The sequence below is a fragment of the Yoonia sp. KMU-150 genome, assembly GCF_056858355.1.
The window spans coordinates 281,480-307,201 of the sequence record NZ_JBXEQF010000002.1 but is presented as its reverse complement, the minus strand read 5'-3'; the positions used below and the strand labels follow the sequence as shown (position 1 = coordinate 307,201).

General features: G+C 63.0%; 29 protein-coding genes and 1 tRNA gene. 24 read left to right on the top strand and 6 right to left on the bottom strand.

Translation table 11 applies throughout. The annotated features are described in order from the left end of the window. Positions 1 to 86 precede the first annotated feature (86 nt). The 17 genes from AC04PH_RS14335 to AC04PH_RS14255 all read left to right on the top strand — a co-directional run bounded on the left by AC04PH_RS14335 (position 87) and on the right by AC04PH_RS14255 (position 12,533). A complete protein-coding gene (locus AC04PH_RS14335; protein ID WP_483066500.1) occupies positions 87 to 284 on the top strand; it encodes a hypothetical protein in 198 nt (65 codons plus the stop codon). Between the two features lie 141 nt (positions 285 to 425). Beyond that, positions 426 to 632, top strand: a complete 207-nt coding sequence (locus AC04PH_RS14330; RefSeq protein ID WP_483066499.1) for a hypothetical protein — start codon at positions 426 to 428, stop codon at positions 630 to 632. Between the two features lie 291 nt (positions 633 to 923). After that, on the top strand, positions 924 to 1,121 hold the full coding sequence (locus tag AC04PH_RS14325; protein ID WP_483066498.1) for a hypothetical protein: 198 nt from the start codon (positions 924 to 926) through the stop codon (positions 1,119 to 1,121). 145 nt (positions 1,122 to 1,266) lie between these two features. After that, complete coding sequence (locus AC04PH_RS14320) at positions 1,267 to 1,470, top strand: hypothetical protein (protein ID WP_483066497.1); 204 nt, start codon at positions 1,267 to 1,269, stop codon at positions 1,468 to 1,470. Positions 1,471 to 1,705: 235 nt separating this feature from the next. Beyond that, on the top strand, positions 1,706 to 1,963 hold the full coding sequence (locus AC04PH_RS14315; protein WP_483066496.1) for a hypothetical protein: 258 nt from the start codon (positions 1,706 to 1,708) through the stop codon (positions 1,961 to 1,963). A gap of 12 nt (positions 1,964 to 1,975) precedes the next feature. Further along, entirely contained in the window at positions 1,976 to 2,863 is an 888-nt protein-coding gene (sucD, locus tag AC04PH_RS14310; protein WP_483066495.1) for a succinate--CoA ligase subunit alpha, read from the top strand. 59 nt (positions 2,864 to 2,922) lie between these two features. Further along, complete coding sequence (locus tag AC04PH_RS14305; RefSeq protein WP_483066494.1) at positions 2,923 to 3,591, top strand: hypothetical protein; 669 nt, start codon at positions 2,923 to 2,925, stop codon at positions 3,589 to 3,591. Further along, positions 3,588 to 4,220: a hypothetical protein gene (locus AC04PH_RS14300; protein WP_483066493.1), complete on the top strand. Its 633-nt coding sequence runs from the start codon at positions 3,588 to 3,590 to the stop codon at positions 4,218 to 4,220. The genes AC04PH_RS14305 and AC04PH_RS14300 overlap by 4 nt, the downstream gene beginning before the upstream one ends. Positions 4,221 to 4,301: 81 nt before the next feature. After that, the gene (locus AC04PH_RS14295) at positions 4,302 to 4,910 is read left to right on the top strand and encodes a hypothetical protein (protein ID WP_483066492.1); all 609 of its coding nucleotides are present in this window, start codon (positions 4,302 to 4,304) and stop codon (positions 4,908 to 4,910) included. Between the two features lie 31 nt (positions 4,911 to 4,941). Then, entirely contained in the window at positions 4,942 to 7,905 is a 2,964-nt protein-coding gene (locus AC04PH_RS14290; protein ID WP_483066491.1) for a 2-oxoglutarate dehydrogenase E1 component, read from the top strand. After that, entirely contained in the window at positions 7,902 to 9,152 is a 1,251-nt protein-coding gene (gene odhB / locus AC04PH_RS14285; protein WP_483066490.1) for a 2-oxoglutarate dehydrogenase complex dihydrolipoyllysine-residue succinyltransferase, read from the top strand. Before AC04PH_RS14290 ends, odhB begins: the two co-directional genes overlap by 4 nt. Before the next feature lie 75 nt (positions 9,153 to 9,227). After that, the gene (locus AC04PH_RS14280; protein ID WP_483066489.1) at positions 9,228 to 9,518 is read left to right on the top strand and encodes a GIY-YIG nuclease family protein; all 291 of its coding nucleotides are present in this window, start codon (positions 9,228 to 9,230) and stop codon (positions 9,516 to 9,518) included. Positions 9,519 to 9,737: 219 nt separating this feature from the next. After that, on the top strand, positions 9,738 to 10,124 hold the full coding sequence (locus AC04PH_RS14275) for an MAPEG family protein (RefSeq protein ID WP_483066488.1): 387 nt from the start codon (positions 9,738 to 9,740) through the stop codon (positions 10,122 to 10,124). A gap of 1 nt (position 10,125) precedes the next feature. Beyond that, complete coding sequence (locus AC04PH_RS14270; protein WP_483066487.1) at positions 10,126 to 10,362, top strand: hypothetical protein; 237 nt, start codon at positions 10,126 to 10,128, stop codon at positions 10,360 to 10,362. Then, positions 10,359 to 10,775 (top strand): MAPEG family protein, encoded by a 417-nt coding sequence (locus AC04PH_RS14265; RefSeq protein WP_483066486.1) that lies wholly within the window; start codon positions 10,359 to 10,361, stop codon positions 10,773 to 10,775. Before AC04PH_RS14270 ends, AC04PH_RS14265 begins: the two co-directional genes overlap by 4 nt. A 71-nt stretch (positions 10,776 to 10,846) precedes the next feature. Then, positions 10,847 to 12,235 (top strand): dihydrolipoyl dehydrogenase, encoded by a 1,389-nt coding sequence (gene lpdA / locus AC04PH_RS14260; RefSeq protein ID WP_483066485.1) that lies wholly within the window; start codon positions 10,847 to 10,849, stop codon positions 12,233 to 12,235. A 7-nt stretch (positions 12,236 to 12,242) separates the two neighbouring features. After that, positions 12,243 to 12,533 (top strand): hypothetical protein, encoded by a 291-nt coding sequence (locus AC04PH_RS14255; RefSeq protein ID WP_483066484.1) that lies wholly within the window; start codon positions 12,243 to 12,245, stop codon positions 12,531 to 12,533. Here the strand turns inward: AC04PH_RS14255 and AC04PH_RS14250 are convergent. Continuing rightward, complete coding sequence (locus tag AC04PH_RS14250) at positions 12,530 to 13,177, bottom strand: GntR family transcriptional regulator (RefSeq protein ID WP_483066483.1); 648 nt, start codon at positions 13,175 to 13,177, stop codon at positions 12,530 to 12,532. The genes AC04PH_RS14255 and AC04PH_RS14250 overlap by 4 nt on opposite strands. 31 nt (positions 13,178 to 13,208) lie before the next feature. Next, complete coding sequence (locus AC04PH_RS14245; protein ID WP_483066482.1) at positions 13,209 to 13,898, bottom strand: M48 family metallopeptidase; 690 nt, start codon at positions 13,896 to 13,898, stop codon at positions 13,209 to 13,211. 123 nt (positions 13,899 to 14,021) lie between these two features. Here AC04PH_RS14245 and AC04PH_RS14240 point away from each other — a divergent pair, with 123 nt between their 5' ends. The 4 genes from AC04PH_RS14240 to AC04PH_RS14225 all read left to right on the top strand — a co-directional run bounded on the left by AC04PH_RS14240 (position 14,022) and on the right by AC04PH_RS14225 (position 15,807). Beyond that, positions 14,022 to 14,348: a TIGR02300 family protein gene (locus AC04PH_RS14240; protein ID WP_483066481.1), complete on the top strand. Its 327-nt coding sequence runs from the start codon at positions 14,022 to 14,024 to the stop codon at positions 14,346 to 14,348. 109 nt (positions 14,349 to 14,457) lie between these two features. Next, positions 14,458 to 14,533 (top strand) — tRNA-Ala (locus AC04PH_RS14235). A gap of 298 nt (positions 14,534 to 14,831) precedes the next feature. Next, positions 14,832 to 15,245, top strand: a complete 414-nt coding sequence (locus tag AC04PH_RS14230) for a hypothetical protein (protein ID WP_483066480.1) — start codon at positions 14,832 to 14,834, stop codon at positions 15,243 to 15,245. 181 nt (positions 15,246 to 15,426) lie between these two features. Then, positions 15,427 to 15,807, top strand: a complete 381-nt coding sequence (locus tag AC04PH_RS14225) for a carboxymuconolactone decarboxylase family protein (RefSeq protein ID WP_483066479.1) — start codon at positions 15,427 to 15,429, stop codon at positions 15,805 to 15,807. Here AC04PH_RS14225 and AC04PH_RS14220 read toward each other — a convergent pair. After that, positions 15,804 to 16,547: an SDR family oxidoreductase gene (locus AC04PH_RS14220; protein ID WP_483066478.1), complete on the bottom strand. Its 744-nt coding sequence runs from the start codon at positions 16,545 to 16,547 to the stop codon at positions 15,804 to 15,806. The two genes, AC04PH_RS14225 and AC04PH_RS14220, sit on opposite strands and share 4 nt — an antisense overlap. A gap of 79 nt (positions 16,548 to 16,626) precedes the next feature. On the opposite strand from AC04PH_RS14220, the gene AC04PH_RS14215 reads away from it, so the two are divergent. Both AC04PH_RS14215 and AC04PH_RS14210 read left to right on the top strand, forming a co-directional pair. Continuing rightward, on the top strand, positions 16,627 to 17,670 hold the full coding sequence (locus AC04PH_RS14215) for a pyridoxal-phosphate dependent enzyme (protein WP_483066477.1): 1,044 nt from the start codon (positions 16,627 to 16,629) through the stop codon (positions 17,668 to 17,670). Then, the gene (locus tag AC04PH_RS14210; protein ID WP_483066476.1) at positions 17,667 to 18,407 is read left to right on the top strand and encodes a maleate cis-trans isomerase family protein; all 741 of its coding nucleotides are present in this window, start codon (positions 17,667 to 17,669) and stop codon (positions 18,405 to 18,407) included. Before AC04PH_RS14215 ends, AC04PH_RS14210 begins: the two co-directional genes overlap by 4 nt. On the opposite strand, the gene AC04PH_RS14205 is transcribed toward AC04PH_RS14210, so the two are convergent. Beyond that, positions 18,398 to 19,918: a trimethylamine methyltransferase family protein gene (locus tag AC04PH_RS14205; protein WP_483066475.1), complete on the bottom strand. Its 1,521-nt coding sequence runs from the start codon at positions 19,916 to 19,918 to the stop codon at positions 18,398 to 18,400. The two genes, AC04PH_RS14210 and AC04PH_RS14205, sit on opposite strands and share 10 nt — an antisense overlap. 141 nt (positions 19,919 to 20,059) lie before the next feature. Here AC04PH_RS14205 and AC04PH_RS14200 point away from each other — a divergent pair, with 141 nt between their 5' ends. After that, positions 20,060 to 22,495 (top strand): GcvT family protein, encoded by a 2,436-nt coding sequence (locus tag AC04PH_RS14200; RefSeq protein ID WP_483066474.1) that lies wholly within the window; start codon positions 20,060 to 20,062, stop codon positions 22,493 to 22,495. On the opposite strand, the gene AC04PH_RS14195 is transcribed toward AC04PH_RS14200, so the two are convergent. After that, the gene (locus tag AC04PH_RS14195; RefSeq protein ID WP_483066473.1) at positions 22,496 to 23,389 is read right to left on the bottom strand and encodes a DMT family transporter; all 894 of its coding nucleotides are present in this window, start codon (positions 23,387 to 23,389) and stop codon (positions 22,496 to 22,498) included. Next, the gene (locus tag AC04PH_RS14190; protein ID WP_483066472.1) at positions 23,373 to 25,712 is read right to left on the bottom strand and encodes a PIG-L family deacetylase; all 2,340 of its coding nucleotides are present in this window, start codon (positions 25,710 to 25,712) and stop codon (positions 23,373 to 23,375) included. Before AC04PH_RS14190 ends, AC04PH_RS14195 begins: the two co-directional genes overlap by 17 nt. Positions 25,713 to 25,722 lie beyond the last annotated feature (10 nt).

The following is a 25,722-nucleotide window of genomic DNA, read 5'->3' as shown; positions in this document are numbered from 1 at the left end:
CCTTGCCGATCAACGGCAAACGCAAGAGCAGACAGATAACGCAGGTCAAACGGTTCAATTGTTAGTCTCCTGGGAAAGGGAAACAAATGTCTTTGAAAATACTCGCACTTCTGCCTGTCGCAGTGACGCTCGCAGCCTGTGACGGTTTCGTCGGCTCAACCGGCAACGACACCAGCTTCGAACGCGTCGGCGTACAAACCTGCACCACGGCCTCCGCCACGGCGGTCGGGACGGCCTCGGACCCTGTGCGCTGCGGCCCACAGGCCCAGCCGATCACGCGATAGGCCGGGTTTTAGTTACTCGCATTTGAATGGAATTGTCAGTGCAACCGCTCATCAACACTTCAGGCGCATGGTGCCCTTGGATCGTGACCCAACCGGGTCGCGACATGCACCAGACCGCTTTTGAAAAGGATGATGATCCCCATGTTGAAACTGACACTCTCCGCCGCCGCCATCGTTTCCCTGTCCGCCTGCATGGGCGGCATGGACGGGGGCGGCGTGACCCGCAACTATACCGGCCCGACCCAGTGTTCGGGCTTCACGGGGATCAGTGCGACTTACATCAACAACAACCACGGGTATCCCACGCGCTGCGGCCCGCAGACCGTGTCACCCTATACCTACAGATAGCGACAGGCGCCGTCCGGGCCGACACCGCCCGGACGGCAGGAAATGACAAAACCCGAACGCGTAGAAGCGACCGGACGGAGGCGCATACACACCTGCCTGGCATCTGCGCAGCGGTTTCGATCGCAGCGGACCACATCTCCTGCGGCGATGTGGCATTCGCCCTGAAATCGTCACATCCTCAGCGCAATTTCGCCCGACCCCCGCGCGATCCTTTCACCGAACGCCGTGCCATGCAGGCCCTGACAGGGTCGATTCATGGCTCGGCACCCAGTCGGTCGAAGGAATATGACGATGATGAAATACACGATGATGCTGACCTGTGCCGTCTCCCTCTCGGCCTGCATGAGCGGCGGCGGCAACACGTCCGTCGTGAACAAGGTCGAAACAGCAGGTGCGATGTCCTGCGGCAACAACCCCTATATGCAGGGTGCCAGCGGCATGCCTGTGCGGTGCGGCCCGCAGGACGTCTCGCCCTACACCTACCGCTGAATTCCGGTCGCGCCCAAGGCGCGGACCAGACCCCAAACTCCAAACCAGCCCCGGCATCTGCCGCGGCTGGTTCGTTGCGTTCGCGCTGTCCGCGCGACGCAATGACCCCATATCCATCGCTCCACACTTTCCAAAAGGACATCACATGACATCAACCGCCAAAACGCTGTTCGCTCTTGCGTCAGCTGCGACCCTCGCCGCCTGTTCGGGGACGCAAGATCTATCCGACCTTCCGGTGCGCGATGGCCCGCAGAATATTTCGCCCGTGACGGTCGTGTCCTCCGATCCCGATACAGAAGTCGTGGTGATCGAAACGCCCATCGAAGACGTCACGGTCGTCGACGGCTAGGGCGACCGGCATGTCAGTGGGGAAATACAAGATGATCGCAACGACAAATTCACAGTCATCCGTTCGCGTGGCCGTTGTCGGCACGGCCCTGCTCGCCTTGTCCGCCTGTGCACAGGTTCCAACTTCACCCACCGCGGCCCCCGGACCCAATCCGGCGGACCCGCGAGCGGCAGCGCAAATTTTCAACGCTGCCTGCGTCCAGACCTTGCCGCAATTTGCGGGTACGCCGCAGGCCTTGGCGGTCTATCCTTTCACGCAAAGCGGAACCACTGGCACCTACTTCCATGATCAGATGAACCTGTCGGTAAAACTGATCGGAAATGACTGTTCGATGGTCTTCGCGCTCGCCGGCGACGAAACGGCGGGCCTTGTCGCCTTTGGCCGCACCCTGAATGATCTGGCACCCAATCCGGATTTGACCGTAACGCTTGACGGACGCACCGGGCCTGACGGCCTGTTCTATGCAAACGCCCGCATCTCGAAATCGCAATAAGGACCACATCACATGGCCATTCTCGTCGATGAAAACACCCGCGTCATCTGTCAGGGCCTGACCGGCTCTCAGGGTACGTTCCATTCCGAACAGGCCATCGCCTACGGTACCAAGATGGTCGGCGGTGTGACACCGGGCAAGGGCGGACAGACGCACCTCGACCTGCCGATCTACAATTCGGTGCACGAGGCCATGGCGCAGACAGAGGCGAATGCCTCCGTCATCTACGTCCCGCCGCCTTTTGCCGCGGATTCGATCCTCGAGGCGATCGACGCCGAAATGCCGCTGATCATCTGCATCACCGAAGGCATTCCGGTGCTCGACATGATGCGTGTCAAACGCGCGCTTGAAGGGTCCGCCAGTCGCCTGATCGGCCCGAACTGCCCCGGCATCATCACGCCCGACGCCTGCAAGATCGGCATCATGCCCGGCCACATCCATAAGCGCGGTTCCGTGGGCGTCGTGTCCCGCTCCGGCACGCTGACCTATGAGGCCGTGAAACAGACCTCCGACAGCGGTCTTGGCCAGTCCACCGCCGTCGGCATCGGCGGCGATCCGATCAAGGGGACCGAGCATATCGACGTGCTCGATATGTTCCTCGATGACGACGAAACACATTCGATGATCATGATCGGCGAAATCGGCGGCAGCGCCGAGGAAGAGGCCGCCGCATTCCTGACCGAACAAAAGAAAAAGGGCCGCTGGAAACCCGTCGCCGGTTTCATCGCGGGCCGCACCGCACCGCCGGGCCGTCGCATGGGCCACGCAGGTGCCATCGTCGCCGGTGGCAAGGGCGACGCGGAAAGCAAGATCGAGGCGATGAAATCCGCAGGCATCGTCGTCGCCGACAGCCCCGCAACCCTGGGCGAGGCGGTTCTTGCGGCTATCGACAAAGGCTGAATGACCGGGCGAGGTGGCCCGACCGCTTCGCCCGTTGAGGAATAGGGAGACATAAAGCCGTGGCCGTCCGCCCATCCATCATTGCAGGTATCGCCGCCGCGTTGATCGTCGGAGCGGGCGCGTGGGTCGCGGTGAACCTGGCGCAGAAGCCGGACCCGATCATGGATGTCTTCGCACTTTGCGAAACCATTCCCGACAGCGCGGAAGCCGATACCGGCATGGCCGCCTTGGGATGGTCGCCGATGCCCGATGCGCTTTACCCCGAGCTGAACCGCTCGGCGGCATTGTTCTTCGTTGGTGCGCGCCGCGCCTCCATGGACGATTTCGACTTCGACGCCGAAAAGGCGCTGCTCGACAGCCGTATGGCCGAAAACGCGGAAAAACTCGCCGCCTATCAGGCGCAGGCCTATGTCCGCGACGACGGTGTCAGCTTTGCCCAGATCGAATGGATCGACGGGATTGCCAACGCTGTCGCCTGCGATGTCATGCTGCCCGGGCCGGTGGATACCGATGCCTTCCGCGAACTGATCACTGACGGTCAGGCGCAGGGCAATTCGCGGGTCTGGTCCAACGCTCTGATGTCGGCAGGGCAACGCCCCCGCCCCGGCATCTGGGTCGCGGATCTCGTCGAAATCTCGCTGGATCCGGACCTGACCAGCTTTCTCGGCGCGCCCCCGGCACGCACAGTGCTTGCCGCCGCTGCTTACCGGGGGGAGTTGCCGCAATGATGCGCCTGACGTCCACCTTGGCGATATGCCTTTGCACGGCCGCACCCGCCGCCGCACAGAACATCGAGGACTTCGCACCATCCTTCAACGCCTGCGCGCAGACCCACCGCGACCGCGACCTCTACTTCGAAACGATGGAGGCCGAGGGCTGGACCGCGACGGCAAATCGTGAAGCGGCCATCGCCCGCATCGCCGACACGTTTTTGCCGCTTATCGGTCCCTCCGGCCTGCCGTGGGACGACATGATGGTGGCCCGTGCGGCCGACGGGATGCGTCACGCGCGCGACCTGGTCGAAGACCGCGTGATCTACGAACAGGACGACCACCTGATCGTAATCGGCGGCTACGAAAATGACGCCCTTGAATTCCGTATCGACTGCTGGCTCGTCCTGCCAGACGACAGGCTGAACGATGCGGTCTTTACCGACACCCCGGACCAGACCATCCTGCCACAACTGCGTATGGCCGCGTTTCGTGGCCCGGAACATACAGATGGTTCGACGACCCGGATCATGGCTTTGCAGCTGGACCCGGACACACCGCCCGACCCGCCGCTGGCCGGGGCGAACGGTCTCTACATCCAGACCATCATTCCGCCACCGGCACCTGAAGGAGCGGACGATGACTGATCCCGTTCGCATGCGCCTATCATTCCGCCTCACCGCAAACCGGGTGACATTTCAAACCGTTTTTGAACAGGAGATTTTGTAGTGTCCATTCATCTGAAATGCGCGACCGTCGCTGCAATCGCTCTGGCCGTCCCTGCGACGGCGCAGGACAGCGGCGGCGTGGCGTCCTTGATCGCCGCCTGCAACCCGATCGCAGCGACCGGCGCTTCGATCCGCGAAGACATGACAGCGGCGGGATGGGCCGCACCGTCCCGGCAGGACGCCCGGCAGGACCTGCGCGATCTTGTCGGATCGCATATGTGGTCGTTCATGCCGGACGCCTCTGCGACAGATCAGCAAGGTGCAGTGGATCAGGTTGTCACAGCGCTCTACGCCTCACTCAACGACCCGGAGTTCGGCCAGCTCTATGCGCGCGACGGTGAAACCGCGGTCGTCCTCAGCCAGGGCGAGAACCTGTCTTGTTTCTGGGCAGGCCCCGACGACGCAGCATTTGCGGATCAGGTCGAAAACGTCGGCGGCTTCGCCGATCTCGGCGACGAAATCACATTCCAGACCACAGGCCGCAATCAGATCGTGGAATTCGACAACCGTGACTGGCGGCGGCACGAAAACTACGCCCGCTTGAGCGAGACCGCCCGTTCCGGCCCCCATCCCGCCGCCGCCCGACTAGACCGTTCGCCCGACCAGTGACGACCGGCGCACCGACCAAAAGGTAGATCAAATGAACGACCAGACACCGAACGACGCCTTTCACCAAAGCTCCTTTCTTCAGGGGCATAACGCCGAATATGTCGAACAACTTTACGCCCGCTACGCGGACAATCCCGATGCGGTCGACGAAAGCTGGCGCGCGTTTTTCGAGGCGTTGGGCGACAGCGATGCCGACGCCAAGGCCGAGGCGGCGGGTCCCTCCTGGTCACGCGGCGACTGGCCGCCTGTCCCCAACGATGACCTGACCGCCGCGCTCGATGGCCAGTGGCCGACCGAACCGAAGGCGGCCGGTGACAAGATCAAGGGCAAGGCCGCCGAAAAGGGTGTCAGCCTCGACGAAGGCCAGGTGCGCGCCGCCGTTCTCGATAGCCTGCGCGCGCTGATGATCATCCGCGCCTACCGGATCCGGGGCCATCTGGTTGCCGACCTCGATCCACTGGAAATGCGCGACACCAACAACCACCCCGAACTCGATCCCGCAAACTATGGCTTTGAAGCCTCCGACATGGATCGCCCGATCTTCATCGACAACGTGCTGGGCCTCGAAGTCGCCACGATGAACGAGATCCTCGCCATCGTGCGCCGCACCTACTGCGGCACCTTCGCACTGCAATACATGCACATCTCCAACCCCGAGGAAGCGGGCTGGCTGAAAGAGCGGATCGAGGGCTACGGCAAGGAAATCGCGTTTACCAAGGAAGGCCGCAAGGCGATCCTCAACTCTCTCGTGCAGGCCGAAGGGTTCGAGAAATTCCTGCACGTCAAATACATGGGCACGAAACGCTTCGGTCTGGACGGCGGCGAAAGCCTGATCCCCGCGATGGAACAGATCATCAAGCGCGGCGGTCAGCTGGGGCTTGAGGACATCGTCATCGGGATGCCCCACCGTGGCCGCCTGTCGGTGCTGGCCAACGTGATGCAGAAACCCTACCGCGCGATCTTCAACGAATTTCAGGGCGGCAGCTTCAAACCCGAGGATGTCGACGGGTCCGGCGACGTGAAATACCACCTCGGCGCAAGCCATGACCGCGAATTCGACGGTAACACCGTGCACCTGTCGCTGACGGCCAACCCAAGCCACCTTGAAGCCGTTAATCCCGTCGTGCTGGGCAAGGTCCGCGCCAAGCAGGATCAAAAGAAAGACGAGGACCGCACGAAGGTCATGGGTATCCTGCTGCACGGCGACGCAGCCTTTGCAGGTCAGGGCGTCGTCGCCGAAGGTTTCGGCCTCTCCGGCCTCAAGGGCCACAAGACCGGCGGGACAATGCACATCGTGGTGAACAACCAGATCGGTTTCACCACGGCGCCGCATTTCAGCCGGTCCAGCCCCTACCCCACCGACATCGCGCTGATGGTCGAGGCACCGATTTTCCATGTCAACGGCGACGATCCGGAGGCCGTGGTGCACGCCGCCCGTGTGGCGACGGAGTTCCGCCAGAAGTTCCACAAGGACGTGGTGCTCGACATCATTTGCTACCGCCGGTTCGGTCACAACGAAGGCGACGAGCCGATGTTCACCAACCCGGTGATGTACAAGAAGATCAAAAAGCAGAAGACGACACTGACGCTCTACACTGAACGCCTCGTCAAGGACGGCCTTATCCCCGAGGGCGAGATCGAGGATATGAAAGCCGCGTTCCAAAGCCACCTGAACGAGGAATTTGAAACCGGCAAGCAGTACAAGCCGAACAAGGCCGACTGGCTCGACGGACGGTGGAGCCATATCGACCGGCGCGATGGCGAAAACTACCAGCGCGGCGAAACCGCGATCAAACCCGAAACGATGGAAGAAATCGGCAAGGCTCTCACGACCCATCCCGACGGCTTCCCGATCCACCGTACCGTCGAACGCCTGCTCAAGGCGAAGGCCGAAATGTTCGAAACCGGCGAGAATTTCGACTGGGCGACAGGCGAGGCGCTGGCTTTCGGTTCGTTGCTCACCGAAGGCTACCCCGTCCGCCTGTCAGGTCAGGACGCCACGCGCGGCACGTTCAGCCACCGCCACTCCGCGCTGATCAATCAGGAAAACGAGGATCGCTACTATCCGCTCAACAACATCCGCGAGGGGCAATCGCAGTATGAGGTCATCGACTCCATGCTGTCTGAATACGCGGTGCTCGGCTTCGAATACGGCTACTCCCTCGCCGAACCCAACGCGCTGACCCTGTGGGAGGCGCAGTTCGGCGATTTCGCCAACGGCGCGCAGATCATGTTCGATCAGTTCATCTCGTCGGGCGAAAGCAAGTGGCTCCGCATGTCCGGCCTCGTCTGCCTGCTGCCCCACGGATACGAGGGTCAGGGGCCGGAACACTCTTCCGCGCGTCTCGAACGGTTCCTGACGATGTGCGGCGGCGACAACTGGATCGTGGCCAACTGCACGACGCCGGCCAACTATTTCCACATCCTGCGTCGCCAGATCCACCGCGACTTCCGCAAACCGCTGATCCTGATGACGCCGAAATCCCTACTGCGGCACAAGCTGGCCGTGTCAAAGGCAGAGGAATTCCAGACCGGATCGTCCTTCCACCGCGTGTTGTGGGACGACGCCCAGCACGGCAATTCGGACACGAAACTGGTCGCGGACGAGAAGATCAAGCGCGTGGTCATGTGTTCCGGCAAGGTCTACTTCGACCTGCTGGAAGAACGCGACAAGCGCGGTATCGACGACGTCTATCTGATGCGGTTCGAACAATACTATCCGTTCCCCGCGCAATCCGCGGTCAAGGAGCTGCAACGCTTCAAGGACGCCGAAATGGTCTGGTGCCAGGAAGAACCCAAGAACCAGGGCGCATGGGCCTTTATGGAACCAAACCTCGAATGGGTACTGACCCGGATCAAGGCTGCCAACACGCGGCCCATCTACGCCGGGCGCGCCGCCGCCGCATCCCCGGCCACAGGTCTGGCCAGCCAGCACAAAGCACAACAAGAGGCGCTCGTCGATGACGCCCTCACAGTCGAAGGATCAAAGAAATGAGCACCGAAGTCCGCGTCCCCACCCTTGGCGAAAGCGTCACCGAAGCGACCGTCGCCACTTGGTTCAAGAAGCCCGGCGACAGCGTCGCCGTCGACGAAATGCTGTGCGAGCTTGAAACCGACAAGGTCACGGTCGAGGTCCCCTCGCCCGTCGCCGGAACCCTGTCCGAGATCGTCGCGGACGAAGGTGAAACCGTCGGGGTCGACGCCCTGCTGGCGCAAATCTCCGAAGGCGACAGCGACGGCGCGGCTGCAAGCTCCTCCCGCGCGCCCAAGGCGGAAGATGTCCCCGAAACGACCGAGACCAAAGGCAAGGGCGTCGACGACATCAACGCCGCGGAAGACGACGACAAAGGCGGTGACGACAAGAAGCGCGACACCGAGGATGCCCCCTCCGCCAAGAAACTCATGGCCGAAAACGACCTCAAGGACGGCGACGTCAAGGGCACCGGCAAGGACGGCCGGGTGATGAAGGAAGACGTGCAAAAGGCCATCGCCGCAGGCACGTCGAAACCGGCCGCGTCCAGCGCCCCGGCCAAGGACGACAGCGCCCGCGAAGAGCGCGTGAAGATGACCCGCCTGCGCCAGACCATCGCCAAGCGCCTGAAGGACAGCCAGAACACCGCCGCGATGCTGACCACCTACAACGAGGTCGACATGACCGAAGTCATGGCGTTGCGCAACGAATACAAGGATCTGTTCCTCAAGAAGCACGGCGTGAAACTCGGCTTCATGTCCTTCTTCACCAAGGCCTGCGTGCACGCCCTGAACGAAGTGCCCGAGGTTAACGCCGAGATCGACGGCAACGAGGTGGTCTATAAAAACTACGTCAACATGGGCATCGCCGCAGGCACGCCAACCGGCCTTGTGGTGCCGGTGATCAACGACGCCGACCAGATGTCATTCGCCGCCATCGAAAAGGCGATCGCCGAAAAGGGCGCGAAGGCCCGCGACGGCAAGCTCAGCATGGCCGAAATGCAGGGCGGCACCTTCACGATCTCCAACGGCGGCGTGTATGGTTCCTTGATGTCCTCCCCCATCCTGAACCCACCGCAGAGTGGTATTTTGGGAATGCACAAGATCCAGGACCGCCCCATGGCGATCAATGGTGAGGTCGTAATCCGCCCGATGATGTATCTGGCATTGTCCTACGACCACCGGATCGTCGACGGCAAGGGGGCGGTGACGTTCCTCGTCCGCGTGAAAGAAGCACTTGAAGATCCGCGCCGGTTGTTGATGGATTTGTGATCGGAATGCCAGTCACCCTCGGGCTTGGCCCGAGGGCCTCCATCCTTCGGGCGCACCGCATTGTTCGTATACATCATGACCAACAAGCCAAACGGAACGCTTTACACCGGTGTGACCAACGACCTTGTCCGCCGTGTCTACGAACACCGCACCCACACGACGAAAGGCTTCACGGATCGTTATAACCTCGAAAGGCTCGTCTGGTTCGAGCAGCATTCCGAACCGACCGAAGCCATCAAACGCGAAAAGGCCATCAAGCGTTGGAACAGAGCGTGGAAAGTGGATTTGATCGAAACGCAGAACCCCGATTGGCGCGACTTGTGGCCAGAGATTGTCGGATCAAGTCCGACAATGACGGAAAGGTAAGGGAAATGGCCAGAAATTCCGTCACCCTCGTATCCCCACATCCCGTCACCCTCGGGCTTGACCCGAGGGCCTCTTTCAATCTGCTCCAACATACCCGCGGCACAACGTACCAACCAAACTACAGAAACCAGACATGATCGAAACGCAAAGCCTCGACTGGCACGACCTCTGGCTACCGATCGCCGGATCAAGTCCGACGATGACTAAGGAGCACAATAAATGACCCCTGAACTCACCTACCTCACCTATTCCGTCATCCTCCTGCTCGTCCACGTCATCGTGCAGGCGACATTCTCGGACCTCAGCAAAGGGATCGGCTGGGCGCTTGGCCCGCAGGACGAAAAGCGCGACCAGAACGAAATCGCGGCGCGGATCGAGCGGGCGTTGCACAATTACCTTCAAACCTGGCCCGCATTCATCGCCCTCGCCCTGATCCTGCACGTCACCGAAAGCGGCACGGCCACGACAGCCCTCGGGGCTGCTATCTGGTTCTGGGCGAGGATCGCCTATATCCCCGCCTACGCCTCCGGCATTCCGCTGGTGCGCAGCGTGGCGTGGTTCGCCTCCATCGCCGGGCTGGTGATGATGCTTTTGCCGCTACTCTGATATGGCCTACCGCGATCCGGTCACATACCACTGCCCCGTCTGCGGCATTCGTGAAGACGTGGATTGGATCGTCGGCGTCAATCTCAACCCCGACCGTGCCAAGGACGACTGGAAGAAGCACTACGATCCGAAATCGACCGACCTTTTCTCGGTCGTCACCACGCACGAATACGACCGATGGCAGGGCACGATCACCTGCAACGCCTGCCAGACCGTCATCAAGGATACGCGCTCATGACCCCCGAACTTACGGTCCTCGCCCTCGCCGGTCTTTTGCAGGGGTTGCAATTCGTGCTGATGGCGGTGCCCGCGAATATCGAACTCGGCACCGGCAAGACTGCCTCTCCGCGCGATCCCGAACGGATGGGCGGCAAGACGATGCTGGAACAGCTCAGCACCAAAACCGGCCGCCTCGCCCGCGCCATGAACAATCATTTCGAGGCACTGATCCTCTTCACCACCGCTGTCGTCGTCGTGGTTCTGGGCGACAAGGCCACCGCCTTTTCCGGCTACTGCGCCTGGACCTACCTGATCGCCCGCATCCTCTACATCCCCGCCTATTACTTCGGCTGGGTGCCGTGGCGGTCGTTCATCTGGTTCGCGGGCTTTCTGGCGACCATGCTAATGTTGCTTTCCGCCCTCTTATTCTGACACAGTCGGTGCACGCGCTGTGCACGCCCGGTGCACGCAAATCACAGGCCGTTTTTCCAAAGGAGACCCCCATGTCCAGCTATGATGTCATCGTGATCGGAAGTGGCCCCGGTGGGTACGTCAGCGCGATCCGCTGCGCGCAACTCGGCCTGAAAACCGCCATCGTCGAAGGCCGCGAAACGCTGGGCGGCACCTGTCTCAACGTCGGTTGCATCCCTTCCAAGGCGCTGCTGCACGCCACCGAAATGCTGCACGAGGCAGAGCACAATTTTGCCGACATGGGGCTGAAGGGCAAAGCGCCCTCCGTCGATTGGAAACAGATGCTGGCCTACAAGGACAAGGTCATCGGGCAGAACACCTCCGGTGTCGAATTCCTGATGAAAAAGAACAAGATAGATTGGCTCAAGGGCTGGGGTTCGATCCCGGAAGCGGGCAAGGTCAAGGTCGGCGACGACACTCACGAGGCCAAGCACATCATCATCGCGACCGGCTCCGAACCCTCGGCCCTGCCGGGGATCGAGGTGGACGAGAAAACCGTCGTCACCTCTACCGGCGCGCTGGAACTGGGCAAGGTGCCAAAAACCATGGTCGTGATCGGCGCAGGCGTAATCGGGCTGGAACTCGGTTCCGTCTACGCCCGTCTGGGCGCAGAGGTCACGGTGATCGAATACCTTGATGCGATCACCCCCGGCATGGATGCAGAGGTCGCCAAGACGTTCCAGAAATTGCTGACGAAACAGGGGCTTAAGTTCAAACTGGGCGCTGCCGTCGAAGGCGTCGAAGTCAAGAACAACAAGGCCAAGGTCAGCTTCAGGATGCGCAAGGACAACAGCGAGGACACGATCACCGCCGATACCGTCCTCGTCGCCACGGGGCGCAAACCCTACACCGACGGTCTGGGGCTCGACGCGCTCGGCGTCGAAATGTCCGACCGCGGCCAAATCAAGACCGATGATCGGTATGCGACCAACGTCAAAGGCATCTACGCCATCGGCGACGCGATCGACGGCCCCATGCTCGCCCACAAGGCCGAGGACGAGGGCATGGCCGTCGCCGAAGGCATCGCCGGGCAACATCCGCACGTGAACTACGGCGTGATCCCCGGCGTGATCTACACCCACCCTGAGGTCGCGATGGTCGGTCAGACCGAACAGCAACTCAAGGAAGCGGGCCGCGCCTACAAGGTCGGCAAGTTTCCTTTCATGGGCAATGGCCGCGCCAAGGCGAATTTCGCCGCCGACGGTTTCGTCAAACTGCTGGCGGACAAGGAAACCGACCGTATCCTGGGCGCGCATATCATCGGTCCGATGGCGGGCGATCTGATCCACGAGATTTGCGTGGCGATGGAATTCGGCGCCGCCGCCGAGGACGTCGCCCGCACCTGCCACGCCCACCCGACCTATTCCGAAGCGGTGCGCGAGGCAGCGCTCGCCTGCGGCGACGGCCCGATCCATATGTGAGCGGGCCATGTCACCCGAACTGACGATCATCGTGATCAATGGCGTTCTGCTGATCTACGCCTATCTCGTCGCCTACCCGGCCCTGACAGACAAGTCCCTGCCCGCGATCCTGTGGCGCGACGCGGCGATCAGCGGTGCGGCCCTGTTGCTGGCCGGATTGCTGTTCGCCGGCAAGGGGTTGTCGTTCAACCTGATCCTGTTCGATGCCCACTGGTGGCTGTTCTCGATCGTCACCATGGCGATCATGGAGATCCCGTTTTTCGCTTGGTTCGCACGGCGCTACGATATCCGGCTCTAGGCCTTGAGCATCCGCAAACCCTGCGTCGCGTCCGACCGCACGGCCAGACGCAGGCTCGGGTCGTCACCGGCTTTCAGCGCGGCAAGGATCAGGCGATGATTGTGCGGCGGCTCGGTCCGGTTCAGCCGCCCGTAAAGCGCCCGCATCGTCGGCCCCAGCTGCAGCCAGACCGTTTCCGTCATCGCAAGCATCGCCGGTGCCTGCGCACGCAGATAAAGTGCGCGGTGAAATTCGAGGTTCATCCGAATGTAGCCCGTCGCATCATGCCGGGAAATCATCTGGCTGACACCTTGGTTGATCGCCTCCAGCCGTTCGATCAGCGCCATATGCGCCCGCGGCAGGGCACGGCTGGCCAACTCCGGTTCTAGCATGGCGCGCAGGCTCGCCAGTTCCTCGATCCGCTCGTTCGACAGCGCAGGCGCGCTGACCCGACCGGACGAGGACAGCGACAACGCGCCCTCGGCCACAAGCCGGCGCAACGCCTCGCGGGCCGGTGTCATGGACACGCCGAACTGCTTGCCGATCCCGCGCAGGGTCAGCGCCTCTCCCGGTGTGACCTCTCCGTGCATGATCTGGGTGCGCAGCGCACGATAGACACGCTCGTGCGCGGCTGCGGCGGTGTCGGTGGGACGAAGCGGTAGCATGCGCTGTTTGTGATCACAGGGTGCGTCTGCGTCAATTCCCGAAATCGACGCGGTGCAACCGGTCGCCGTGACGGCGCAACCAGGCCCGGTGCGGCTGATGACCGGGATAAAGCCTTTCCACAACAGCCCAGAAGGCAGGTGAATGGTTCATTTCCGCCAGATGCGCCACCTCGTGCGCCGCCACATATTCGAGAACGGCGGGTGGGGCCATGATCAGCCGCCAGGAATACATCAGCACGCCCTTTGACGAACACGATCCCCAGCGCGACCGGGTATCGCGCAGCGACAGGCGAGCATAGTCCCGGCCCAGCATAGCCGCATAACGATCCGACGCGGCAGCCAGCGCATCCCGCGCCGCCAGTTTCAGAAAGGCCTGCACCTTCGGCCCCGCCGTGGCGTCAGCGGGCACGATCAGCGTGCCGTCCCGTTCCATCGCGCGTTTGCCAGCACCGGCCACGATCAGCGTTTCGACCCCGCGCAGCAACACGGTTCCCCCGACAGTGACCTGCCGCATCGGTTCCACCTGTGCCAAATGTCCGCGCAGCCAGTCCTCGCGATCCGTCAGAAACGCAACCGCTTCCCGCTCCGGCGTGCGCTGCGGCAGGGTCAGCGACACCCGCCCGTCAAGCCGCGACACCCGCAGCGAAAGCCGCCGTGCGCGGGCCGACCGCCGCAGTGTCACGGTGATCGGGGGGTTGCCTTTCAGGACGTGTTCGCCCATATGCGCTTTTCCGTATTTCAGCCGTGCCAAAGCCTTTGACACCATGGGTGGCTTATGGCAGTTGGCGACGATCCACCGCAAGTGCCGCCCGCCGGTACGCGACCAGTTTTGAAGGGAACGACAATGCCAAAGGAAGAGTGGGGCACCAAGCGCCTCTGCCCCGAGACCGGCAAACGTTTTTATGACCTCAACGCGTCCCCCGTGATCAGCCCCTACACGGGCAAGGAAGTGCCCGTGGAAACCGGCAAGACCCGCACCATGGTGGCCGATGCCGAGGACGCGCAGACCAAGAAGATGAAAGAGGCCGACGCCGACGAGGATCTGGTGCTCGACGACGACGACGATGACGACGACGTCGATCTGGCCGACGATGTGCTCGACGATGACGACGATGACGACACCGTCAGCCTCGATGAAATCGCCGACGTTTCGACAGGCGACGACGACTGATATTTTGGGTGTCGGGCGGGATTTTTCCACTTGATCTCGCCCAGCCCGCTGCATAGACAGCAGCACGCGGCGCAAGTCGCGATCCCGGCGGTCAGACACCGCCACCGATGGGGCCTTAGCTCAGCTGGGAGAGCGCCTGCATGGCATGCAGGAGGTCAGCGGTTCGATCCCGCTAGGCTCCACCACCGCTTTCCGGAAATTGTGATATGGAAGCTAGTCACCGACGTGGCACATAGCTGTGCCGGTGACGGAAAGTCTCTGCATCACATAGCGAATGACGGGTTGAAGCGCGCAACTGCGAATGCGTTGCGCATTTCCTTCGCCGATCCGAACGGTAGATCAGAGAAAAATTTCACCTAACAAAGTTGGCGCGCCGAAAAACTTCTGTAGTGTTGGCGCATGTTGAACGCCATCTTCGTAAATGTACCCACGTTAGCATTTTTGCTTATCTGGAGGCTAAGTGACGACCGACTGGACGCAGCCTTGGCCGGTATGCTGCTCGCTTGGATCGTCTTTCTGTATGGTCAGCGTCAAACCGCTATCGTGCGCGGGCTCAATCTGCACTTCGCGCTGGTCACTCCGCTATTCTTTCTTCTATGGCGTTACGGAACGGAACCCGTCGTGCATTGGATCGAGACTTGGGTATTGGCGTCGGTCGTTTGGGCGGTGGCAGTATCTGTCATATACGCCGTATGGCGAGGTAACGTGCCCGTTCGAATGAGTTTTGTCGCAGCCTTGGCGTTCTGCTGGACGCTGGCCATATCCGACGATCAGTTGCTCACTATCGCATTGCCTATCCTATTACTGTCGCTTTCGACACACTGGCTGCCACGCAACAATGTCAGCTTGGTATTTCTTGCAATGACCATGACGACCGAAGTTGACCAAACCGTCTGACTTCAAGGTGAGCAAATGTTGACGATCCCGGTCGAACGACAATCAAGTCCGAAAGCCCCGCACAGCTGAGTTATGCGCCATCGTCATTCGCAGAAGGCAATCGCTTCCCCCTTCCCCACTGGCGCGCCGCTCCCGCATTCGTCATGCTGCCACAAACCACCCGCCACGACGGAGCGCATATATGAGTACATTCGACGAAAACCTGTTTCTCAAGGGACTCGAACAGCGCAAGGCGACGCTGGGTGCCGCATATGTGGAAAAGAACCTCGCCGCTGCGGATGATTTCACCCGCCCGTTTCAGGAGGCGATGACCGCGTGGTGCTGGGGGTTCGGCTGGGGCGACGACGTGATCGACGCCAAGACCCGCAGCATGATGAACCTGTCGATGATCGGCGCATTGGGCAAGATGACCGAATGGGAAATCCACTGCCGCGGCGCGCTCACCAACGGCGTCACGCAGGACGAAATCCGCGCGATCATCCATGTCATCGGCATCTATTGCGGCGTGCCGCAGGCGCTGGAATGTTTCCGTGTCGCGCGCAAGGTGCTGGAAGAGGTCTAGCCCGACCACCCGCCGTCGATCACATGAGGCTGCCCGGTCGTGAACGCGCTTTCGTCGCTGGCCAGATAGACCACCAGCGATGCGATCTCCTCTGGCGACGCCACCCGGCCCATGGGTTGCCGCGACACGAACTGATGCAGCGCCGTCTCGTACGACCCCAACTCCTCGCCCAGCGCCTTCACCCGCGCGTGCCAGCTTGGGCTTTCGACCGTGCCGGGGCAGATGCAATTGCAGCGAATGCACTGCGTGATGTAATCCACCGCCACCGATTTTGTCAGCCCGATCACCGCCGCCTTGGTCGTGCCATAGATGAACCGGTTGGGCGCGCCCATGATGCTGGAACAGGCCGACGACATATTGATGATCGACCCGCCCCCGGCCTCCAGCATACCGGGCAGGGCTGCCTGAATCGTGCGGAACATCGCCTTGACGTTCAGATCGAACGCAAAGTCCCAATCGTCGCTACCCGCATCCATGACATTGCCGTGGTGCACGAAACCGGCGCAGTTGAACAAAACGTTGGGACGCGCCTGCGCCACGGCATCCTTGATCGCCCTCGCGTCGCGCACGTCCAGCACGGCGGTCGTGAGACGGTCGCCGGTCAGGTCCGCCAGCGCGTCGGCATTCACGTCCGTGGCCAACACCTGCGCGCCTTCCGCCGCCATCGCGATGGCCGATGCCCGACCGATCCCCTGCCCCGCCGCCGTGACCAGCGCGCGTTTGCCATCCAGTCGTTTCATGCCGTTCTCCTGCTACCGCACCGCTTCGATTGTCGTGAATGAGGCTTGGCCTGCGTCGATCCGGTGCTAGACCTGTCTCATGGAAATCCTAGACAACACCCCCGACCGCGCCAAGACCGTACTTGCCACGCTGACCGACATCCCCTGGCCAAGTGTCGCGGCAGAGCGGCCCGCAGCGCTGCTGGCCCGCTGCCCCAGGGCCGCACCCACGCCGCTGACAAAAGCGCCTGCATTGGCGCAAGCGACGGGTGTGACCGAAGTCTGGGTGAAGGACGAACGCAGCCGCATGGAGCTGGGCAGTTTCAAGGCATTGGGTGCGGCCTATGTGATCGCGCGCGATGCCGAAGACGGGGGGGCGAAGGGCCAGACCTACGTCACCGCAAGTGCGGGCAATCACGGGCTGTCCGTCGCCGCCGGTGCGCAGGCGTTCGGCGCACAGGCCGTGATCTTCCTGGCTGAAACCGTGCCAGAGGGTTTCGCGGACCGCCTCCGCGCACTGGGGGCAGAGGTGCGCCGCGCCGGTGCGATCTACGAGGACAGCATGGTCGCGGCGCAGACCGCCGCCGCAGAGAACGGCTGGCAGTTGTTGTCGGACAGTTCATGGCCCGGCTACACCGACCGGCCCCACACGCTGATGGAAGGCTATCTCGTCTTGATGGAAGAGGCCGCAAGCACGATTCCGCAAGCGCCCACGCACATTTTCCTGCAGGCCGGTGTCGGCGGATTGGCGGCCAGTGCTGCGGCCTATTCCCGCAAGGTCTGGGGCGACGCGCCCCGGATCATCGTGGTCGAACCCGAGGTTGCACTGGCGCTCCATGCCTCGATGCAGGCAGGATCGGCGCAATCTACAACGGGGCCCAGTTCCGCCATGGGACGCCTCGACTGCAAGGAACCGTCGCTGATCGCGCTCAAGGGTCTCGCGCGTGACGCCGACCATTTCATGCTCATCACCGAGGACGAAGGCACCGTCGGCAGCCAGACCTGCGCCGACGCCGGCCTCCCTTCGACCCCGTCCGGGGCGGCTGGAGTCGCCGGACTGCTCGCCGCAACCGCTGATGAAACCAAGCTCGGCCTCGACCCCGCATCCCGCGTCCTCGTCATCATCAGCGAAGCGCCGGAATGACCCGCCTGCCCTACACCACGCAGGACCCACGCCCGCTGCAGATCGGGATGGTCGTCCTGCAGGCCGATGAGACGCTGGAGGCCGACTTGCGGCGCATGTTGCCGGCTGACACCGAATACCTCGTCAGCCGCGTGTCGTCGTCGCCAGAACTGTCCACTGCGTCCCTGCGTGCAATGGCGGATGTGTTGACGGAGGCTGCATCACGCCTCCCACGCGGCGCGCATCTGGCCGCCGTCGGCTACGGCTGCACCTCGGCCACGGCGGAACTCGGGGCGGACATCGTCGCGGGTCTCATCCGTGACGGTATCGCCACCCCTCACGTCACCGATCCGGTCACGGCGCTGATCGCCGCCTGCCGCGCGTTGGACCTGCAACGCATCGCGCTGATCAGCCCCTATGTGGCGTCGGTGTCCGACCGGCTGCGCACCGTGCTGGAAGCGGCGGGGATCAAAATCACTGCATTCGCGAGTTTCGAGGAACCGCTGGAAGAAAACGTCGCGCGGATCGACCGGAAATCCCTGACAGCCGCCGCGACGGAGATCGGCGCACGGGCCGACTGCGACGCCGTTTTCCTGTCCTGCACGAACCTGCGCACGCTCGACGTGATCGCCGGGGTCGAGGACACCATCGGCAAGCCCGTCCTGTCCAGCAATCAGGTGCTGGCGTGGCATATGGAGCAGCTTACGGGCGCGGCGGTCGCCTGCCCCGGCAAGCTGGGGTTGGTCGGTCAACCATAAAGAATGTTGAACCGCGCCTTGATCGCACGCTGCTGTTCTTCCGACAGGTAGCGCGGGTGGTGCGTCGCCAGCACCTCTTTCGCTTTCTCGCGGGCCACCGTGCGCGCGTCCTTGCTACCGTTCTCGGCCCATGTGCGCGGCTGCTCGCGGTCGGCCAGCGTCGGATAGAAATAATCCCGCTCCATCGCGGCCAGCGTGTGATCGCCGCCCAGAAAATGCCCGTCGCCCCGGACCGCATCGGCGATGGCATCATACCCCAGATTGGCGTCGGTCACCTCGATCCCCCGCAGTGCGCGGTAGGTGTGCGCATGCATTTCATCGTCAAGCACGAAAGCCTCGAAACTCGCCCCCAGCAGCGACGCCGTCATGCCGGAGCTTTCATAGATCAGATTACCACCCGCCAAAGCCGCCGCCAGCGACGTCAGCCCCTTTTCCATCCCGTATTGCGCGTCGATCGCCTTGGCATCGGTCATCGAACAGGCCACGCCCGACGGCAGGCCCAGCCAGTTGGACAGCTGCGCCGATGCCGCGTTCAGCACCGCCGTCTCGCCACTACCGCCCGAAAACGCACCCGTGCGCAGGTCGATCACCAGCGGCCAGTTGGAAAACACCATCGGATAGCCCGGCCGGATCGCATGGACCATCACGAGGCTGGCCAGCGTTTCCGCCAGCGATTGCGCCAGAAAGCCTGCCAGCGTCGCCGGTGCCGTGGCCCCGGCCTGAGCCGCGGTGATGCAGGACAGCGGGATGTTATGCGTGATGCACTCGTAAACCACCTCGACCGCGTCTGCGCCGAAACGCATCGGCGAAATCACCGGGCTGACGTGCGCTTTCAGGAACGGCCGTGCGGCAAACGCTCCCGGCCCGCCGGCGGCGATATCCAGCATTTCGACGATCGGGGCGACGTGTTCGGCCAGCGTAAAGGACGTGGCCACCGGTTTCGTGGTATTGCGCAGCAGGGCGTAGGCCGTGTTCACATCCAGATCGAAAGGGTCCGCAACGTCTGTCGCCACGCAGCAACGCGTATACCAGCTCACATTGGCCAGCGTGTCCTGCAACCGTGTAAAGGCGTGCAGATCGGCCAGCGTCGCAGGGCGGTAGGTGCCAGTATCAAGGTCGAGCGTTTGCACCGCCGCACCCCCTGTGCCGAAATGCACGGCCTGTCCGCCAACGGTGATCGTGCGCGCCGGGTCGCGTCCGTGCAGCGGAAAAAACTTGGCCGCCTGTGCCACCGCTGCTTTCACCAGCGAAGCGGGCAAAAGCACCCGTCCGGCATCGTCGACGCGTGCACCGACTGCACGCAGATCGTCGATCAGCCGTGGCGGTGCCTCCCCCATGCCGATCTCGGCCAGCAGGCGCAGCGCGGTGTCGTAAATCCGGTGCAAGTCATCATCGCTCAACGGGCGGTAGGCGCCACCGGTCTGCCCCGGTGGACAGGGGTTCACCGCCGGACCCGCCGCGCGCTGCGCCAGCCGATCCTTCCGCCCGCCCCGTGCCCGCCGCTGGCTCATCCCGACTGCCTCCAGATATCGCGCCCCTAGACGGCACAGTAGGCTCGATTGTCAGAGTGAACAGCAAAATGTGCAGAAACCGCATTGCCAGCACCGCCCGCATCAGGCTCAATCCGGCCAGTCAGGTAAGGGAGCGGAACAATGAAAACACGGACCAGGGTGGCCGTCATCGGCGGCGGCATCGCCGGGTGCTCCACGCTCTATCACCTGACGCAGGAGGGCTGGAGCGATGTCGTGCTGATCGAGCGCAACGAGCTTACCTCTGGCACGACATGGCATTCGGCGGCGCAGGTCACCAACTTCGGCATGAACCAGACGATGGTGGGGCTGAAATCCCACTCCATCGCGCTGTACAAGAAACTGCGCGACGATCCGGAGTACCCCGTCGGCTATCACCACGGCGACGGCGGCATCCGGCTGGCCAACACCGAGGCGCAGATGCAGGGCTATCGGCATTTCGCCTCCATGGCGCGCGGCATGGGCGTCACGTTCGAGGTGATCGACGCTGCCGAATGCGCCCGCCGGCATCCGCTGATCTCTACCGACAACCTGCTGGGCGGACTTTGGGACGGCGAGGATGGTGACATCGACCCCGCGCAACTGTGTCAGGCGCTGGCCTTTCACGCGCGCAAGGCTGGCGCGGAAGTCTATCGCCACACCGCCGTCACCGGCCTGACCCAGCACAGGGATAACACCTGGACCGTGCAGACCGACAAGGGCGACATCGACGCCGACATCGTGGTCAACGCCTGCGGCTACCGTGTGAACGAGGTCGGCGCGATGATGGGCGTGCAGCATCCCGTGGCATCCATGGAACACCAGTATTTCGTGACAGAGGACATTCCCGCCATCGTGGACGCGGGCCACCGGATGCCACTCCTGCGCTGCCCGATCAGCGATTATTACTGCCGTCAGGAAAAAAACGGCCTGCTCGTGGGCTTCTACGAACAGGACTGCAAGACCTGGGGCCTCGACGGGATCGACCCCGGTTTTGCCAACGATCTGTGCCCCGACGATCTGGATAGGGTGATGGACGTGCTGGAAGGTGCCTTCGCCCGGATGCCCGCGCTGATGGAGGCGGGCATCAAACGCATCGTCAACGGCCCGATCACCTATACCATCGACGGCGCGCCGCTGGTCGGCCCGATCCCCGGCAAGCGCAACGCGTTTTGCATCATCGGGTTGCGCGCCGGTGTCGGTGAAGGAGGCGGCCACGGCTGGCTGCTCGCCCAGCAGATCGTGCACGGGGAGGCGCAATATGACACATGGTGCGTCGACCCGCGCCGCTTCACCGGACATGCATCGGTCGAACTGACTGCGCTGAAAGCGATCGAGGATTACCAGAACGAATTTCGCTTCCACTTCCCGCACGAACACCGCCCCGCCGGGCGCAACGCCAAGACGACCCCCCTGACACCGGTGCTCGCGGCAGAGGGTGCCGCCTTTACTGTCGTGAACGGATGGGAGCGTGTGGATTACATCAAGCCAACGGCGGACTTCCACCCGACCTTGGGCTTTGGATTTGACGAAACCTTCCCGATTGTCGCCGCCGAGATCGACAACTTACAAACCAACGTCGGCCTGTGCGAGGTCAACGGCTTCAACCGGTTCGAGATCACCGGTGAAGACCGCCATGCTTTCCTCGACCGGATGATCTGCGGCGCGGTGACACGCAAGGACGGGCGCGTGGGGCTGGGCTATCTGCTCAACCACCACGGCTGCATCAAGTCGGAAGCGACGGTCGCCAACATCCCCGCGTCGGATCGTGGACCGGCGCGGGTCTGGTATGGCTCCGCCGCCGCGTCGGAATACCACGACATGGACTGGCTGACCGCGCATCTGCGCGAGAATGAGGACGTGCAGATCCGTAGCCTGACCAACGACCTCACGATCCTCGTGCTGGCCGGACCCAAGGCGCGCACGGTTCTGTCGGCCTGCGCACGCGGCGATTGGTCAGCCGCGGCCTTCCCGTGGCTTTCCGTGCGTGAATGCCACATCGGCTTTGTTCCGACCACGGTCATGGCCGTCAGCTTTTCCGGCGAACTGGCATACGAAATCCATGTGCCGAATGCCCATCTTTATGCGGCCTATCTCGCCCTGCGCGAGGCCGGGGCCGACCATGGGCTGCAGCTATTCGGCGCGCGTGCGGTCGAGTCCATGCGGATGGAGAAAGGGTTTCTGCACTGGAAGGCCGACCTCATCACGGAATTCGACCCGTTCGAGACGGGGCTGGACCGCTTCGTCAAACTGGATAAGGGCGATTTTGTAGGGCGCGATGCATTGCTCGCACGCAAAAAGCGCGGCCCGGAAAAACGCCTCGTTACACTTCACGTCCACACCGATACCGCCCCCGCACATGGTGGGGCTTCCGTTATGGACAGTGACACGGTCATCGGCAACGTCACCTCAGGTGAATGGGGGCATCGGGTGGGAATGAATCTCGCCTATGCGTTCGTTGATCCCAAGTTCGCGGCAACCGGCACCGAAGTCATGATCGACATGTGCGGTGACATGGTCGCGGCCTCCGTGATTCCGCCCGCGCCCTATGACCCCGACATGACCCGCGTGCGCGGCTGATCACCTGATCCGGTCGCCCGCGCGCCCGCGTCGCAACAGCGTGATCCAGAGCGACGCCACGACGATCAGCGCCGCCCCGATCCAGAACCCCGGTTTCGGCAACTCGTCAAACACCGCGTAGCCCACGACAGTCGAGAACACGAGGCTCATGTAGGACAGCACCGACAGGTAGCCCGCCTGCCCATGCCGGTGCGCCCGCAGAAAGCAGAACTGTGCCGATTGTGCGAAGACCCCGATCGCGAGCAGCAACGGCCATTGTCCGGACGGCACCGCGACCCAGCCGGTCAGCGCAAAGGGCGCGGTGATCAGCGTCAAACCGGCGGTGTAGAACGTCATCATCACCACCGTTGGCGCCGCCACCAGCCGCCGCGTCGTAATGACCGCCCCGGTCGCGGCCAATACCACCAGCACCTGTGCCGCCAAGCCCCAGTTGCCGGTGATCCCCTGCGGGTCCACCGCGATGATCACGCCGATCAGCCCGACACCCGCCGCAGCCCAGCGGTCGCGAGTGATGAACTCGCGCAGCAACCAGGCAGCCGCGATCATCGTCAGGATCGGGCGGGTGAAACTGATCGCCGTGAACAGCGCCAGCGGCAGGCGCGCGATGGCAAAGAAACTCGCCGTGAGCGCAATCGCCGAAAACCCCACCCGCAGCGCGTGCAGATGCAGGTCGGTCAACCCGACGAAATCGCGCCGATAGCGCCAGATGAACGGCAGCATCAGCAGCAGACCGACACCCGCACGCAGGAACACAAGCTGGAATGCGGGATATCCCAGCCCAAGCGCCTTCACGATGGACAGCGCCCAGATGTTGAGCGCCATATCCGTCAACAGCCAACCTGCCGCCAGCCCGTTGCGCGGGCCGTGGTCCGAAGATTCAGCCGCGATTGGCAAGCAGGTTCGCCATGATCCGGAATGCACCGGGGGTCAGTTTCTCCATCTGATGATGCAGGATCAGCGACGTATGCACATGCCGTCCCTTGCCTACATCCGCGGCCAGCAACGCTCCCTTCAACGGGGCCTCACCGGTGTCGTGCATCGACACAAGCGGCACATAGGCGGTATCCCATTCCATGGCGAAGTAGAGCCCGCGTTCCTTGTGCCACCCTTCCCAATCATCTGGGCCGATCCGGTTGGGCGTGTTGAGCAGCGGATGGTCTGGGACATGCATCTCGACCTCCGCCGCCTCATTTGTCACGCGCCAACGCAACGAAGGTTGCCCGATCTCTAGCCTGTGCGGTGGCACGGTGTCCGGGTCCCAATTGTCCCATGGGCGATGATATAGCGTCACCAGCGTTCCCCCTGCCCGCAACCAGTCGTGAATGCGCGGCATCGCCTCGGCCAGCCCAGCACGGAACTTCATCGCAAAGATACCGATCACCAGCGTATCGTACGCCGCCAAGGTCGCTGCGCTCAGCGCAGCGCCGGACAGGTCCGTCACGTCAAGGCCAAGCTGCGACAGCCAATGCCCCACCCGGTCATGCCCACCGCCGATATAGGCGGCGCGCACGTCCGGCAGCGCTGCATTGAGGACACGGATACGCGCCGTGGCAGGTTCCACAAGGGCGCGATGCGCCGTATGCGCCCGTCCGATATGACGGACCTGTCGTGCCTCCGCGCCATCGAGCGTCATCCCGATCTCATAAAGCCCGGCAGCAACGTCGTCGGGCAACGTCACCTGAAACAGGTCCCCCTCGCGCGTCGCGGTCCAGCCATCCGGCAGGCGCAACGCCGGGCGGGCACCTGATGGGGCGATGTCATCGACCGAAACGACGACCGTCCGTCGCAGAACGGACAGATTGATGACATCGGCACCGGGCGACAGTCGGGCAGAGCGTGCGGGCACGACGACCGGCGGCACCTCGAACGACTGCGCGCGCGTGCTGGTCACACCTTCGGCGGTCAGGGTCACGGCGACACAGGGCGCGCGCGGTTCTCCCGGCAGATAGGTGTCGGGATACGGATCGCTGATCGCGGCGTCGGACGGCAGTGACACGCCGTCCCCGTCCTTGGTCCAGCCGTCCGGCAAATCCAGGACCATGGCGACGGTCCCATCGGCCGCTGTGGCCTCGAGGTGAACGGTTACGGCATCACCAGGATGCAGCATGTCGTCCGACAACCACGCCCGCGCGTCTACACCGGCCGCCAGATGGATCACCTGCGTCAACTGCTGCGCCTTGCGCGTCAGCTTGTGGCCGAAATCCGCGCGCTGCTCCGCATCAAGTGTTTCGTCCAGCGCGCGCAAACCCTGCAAGGCAGCGGTCGCATGATGCAGCACCGCCGTGACGTCGGGAAAAGTGGCAAGCGCCGTATCGCAATCGTCCTGCACGGTATCCGCGCCCGCGACATCCAGGTCGCGCAACGTCGCCGCGAGACCGGATGCAAGGCCCGTGTCCGGCGCGTCCGTGTGCGATTGCGTGAGATGCAACGGAAAATCGCGTTCATCCTCCTTCGACACCCAGCGTCCCATCGCCTGGGTCGCGTGCATCGCGCGGCTTTGCTGGCCGATCCGGGCCCATGGCCAGCCTGTCACAGGGTCGCGCCCTTTGCAGGGCACCGTGAGCGTGGCGGGTGGCGGTGGCAGGTCGTCGTCATAGGCCTGCCCCGCGCCTGACCACGCGGGCAAATACATCTTCTTCACCTGCCAGACCGGCAAATCGCAAGCGCCATACGCCGGGTCTGCGGCCAGTGTCATGACCTCGTGCGCCGCTTCCGTCATCGCGCGGTGGTGGCCATGCTGTCCCGGCACGTCAAGGAACGTGGGGCAGATGATATCCGGGCGTTCCGTGCGGATGATCTGGACAAAACGCGCCAGCGTCCGGTCACGGCCCCATTTTGCCAGCGTTTCCTGCCCCGATTTCGAAAACCCGAAGTCGAAGATCGTATCCGCCGGACTGTCCGACAGCCAGTACATCCGCAAGTCCAGCCGGTCGCAGGCTGCCTCCATTTCGGCTGTGCGAAGCACACCCAGCGCGGCCCCGGATTCGGTTCCGATATCGTTCTGGCCACCCTCGCCCCGCGTCGAACAGGCATAGGAAATATCGATCCCATCGCGGAACCGCAGCGCGGCCAACATCTCCGACATCTCGTCGTCGGGATGCGCGCCGGTGTTCATGAACGACACCGTGGATTTCAGCGCCACAAGCGCTTGCCACAGCGCCACGATGCGCGGAGAGCCACGCTCTGCGGCGATGCGTGCCGGATCTGAAAGTGGCATCGGTTCGGTC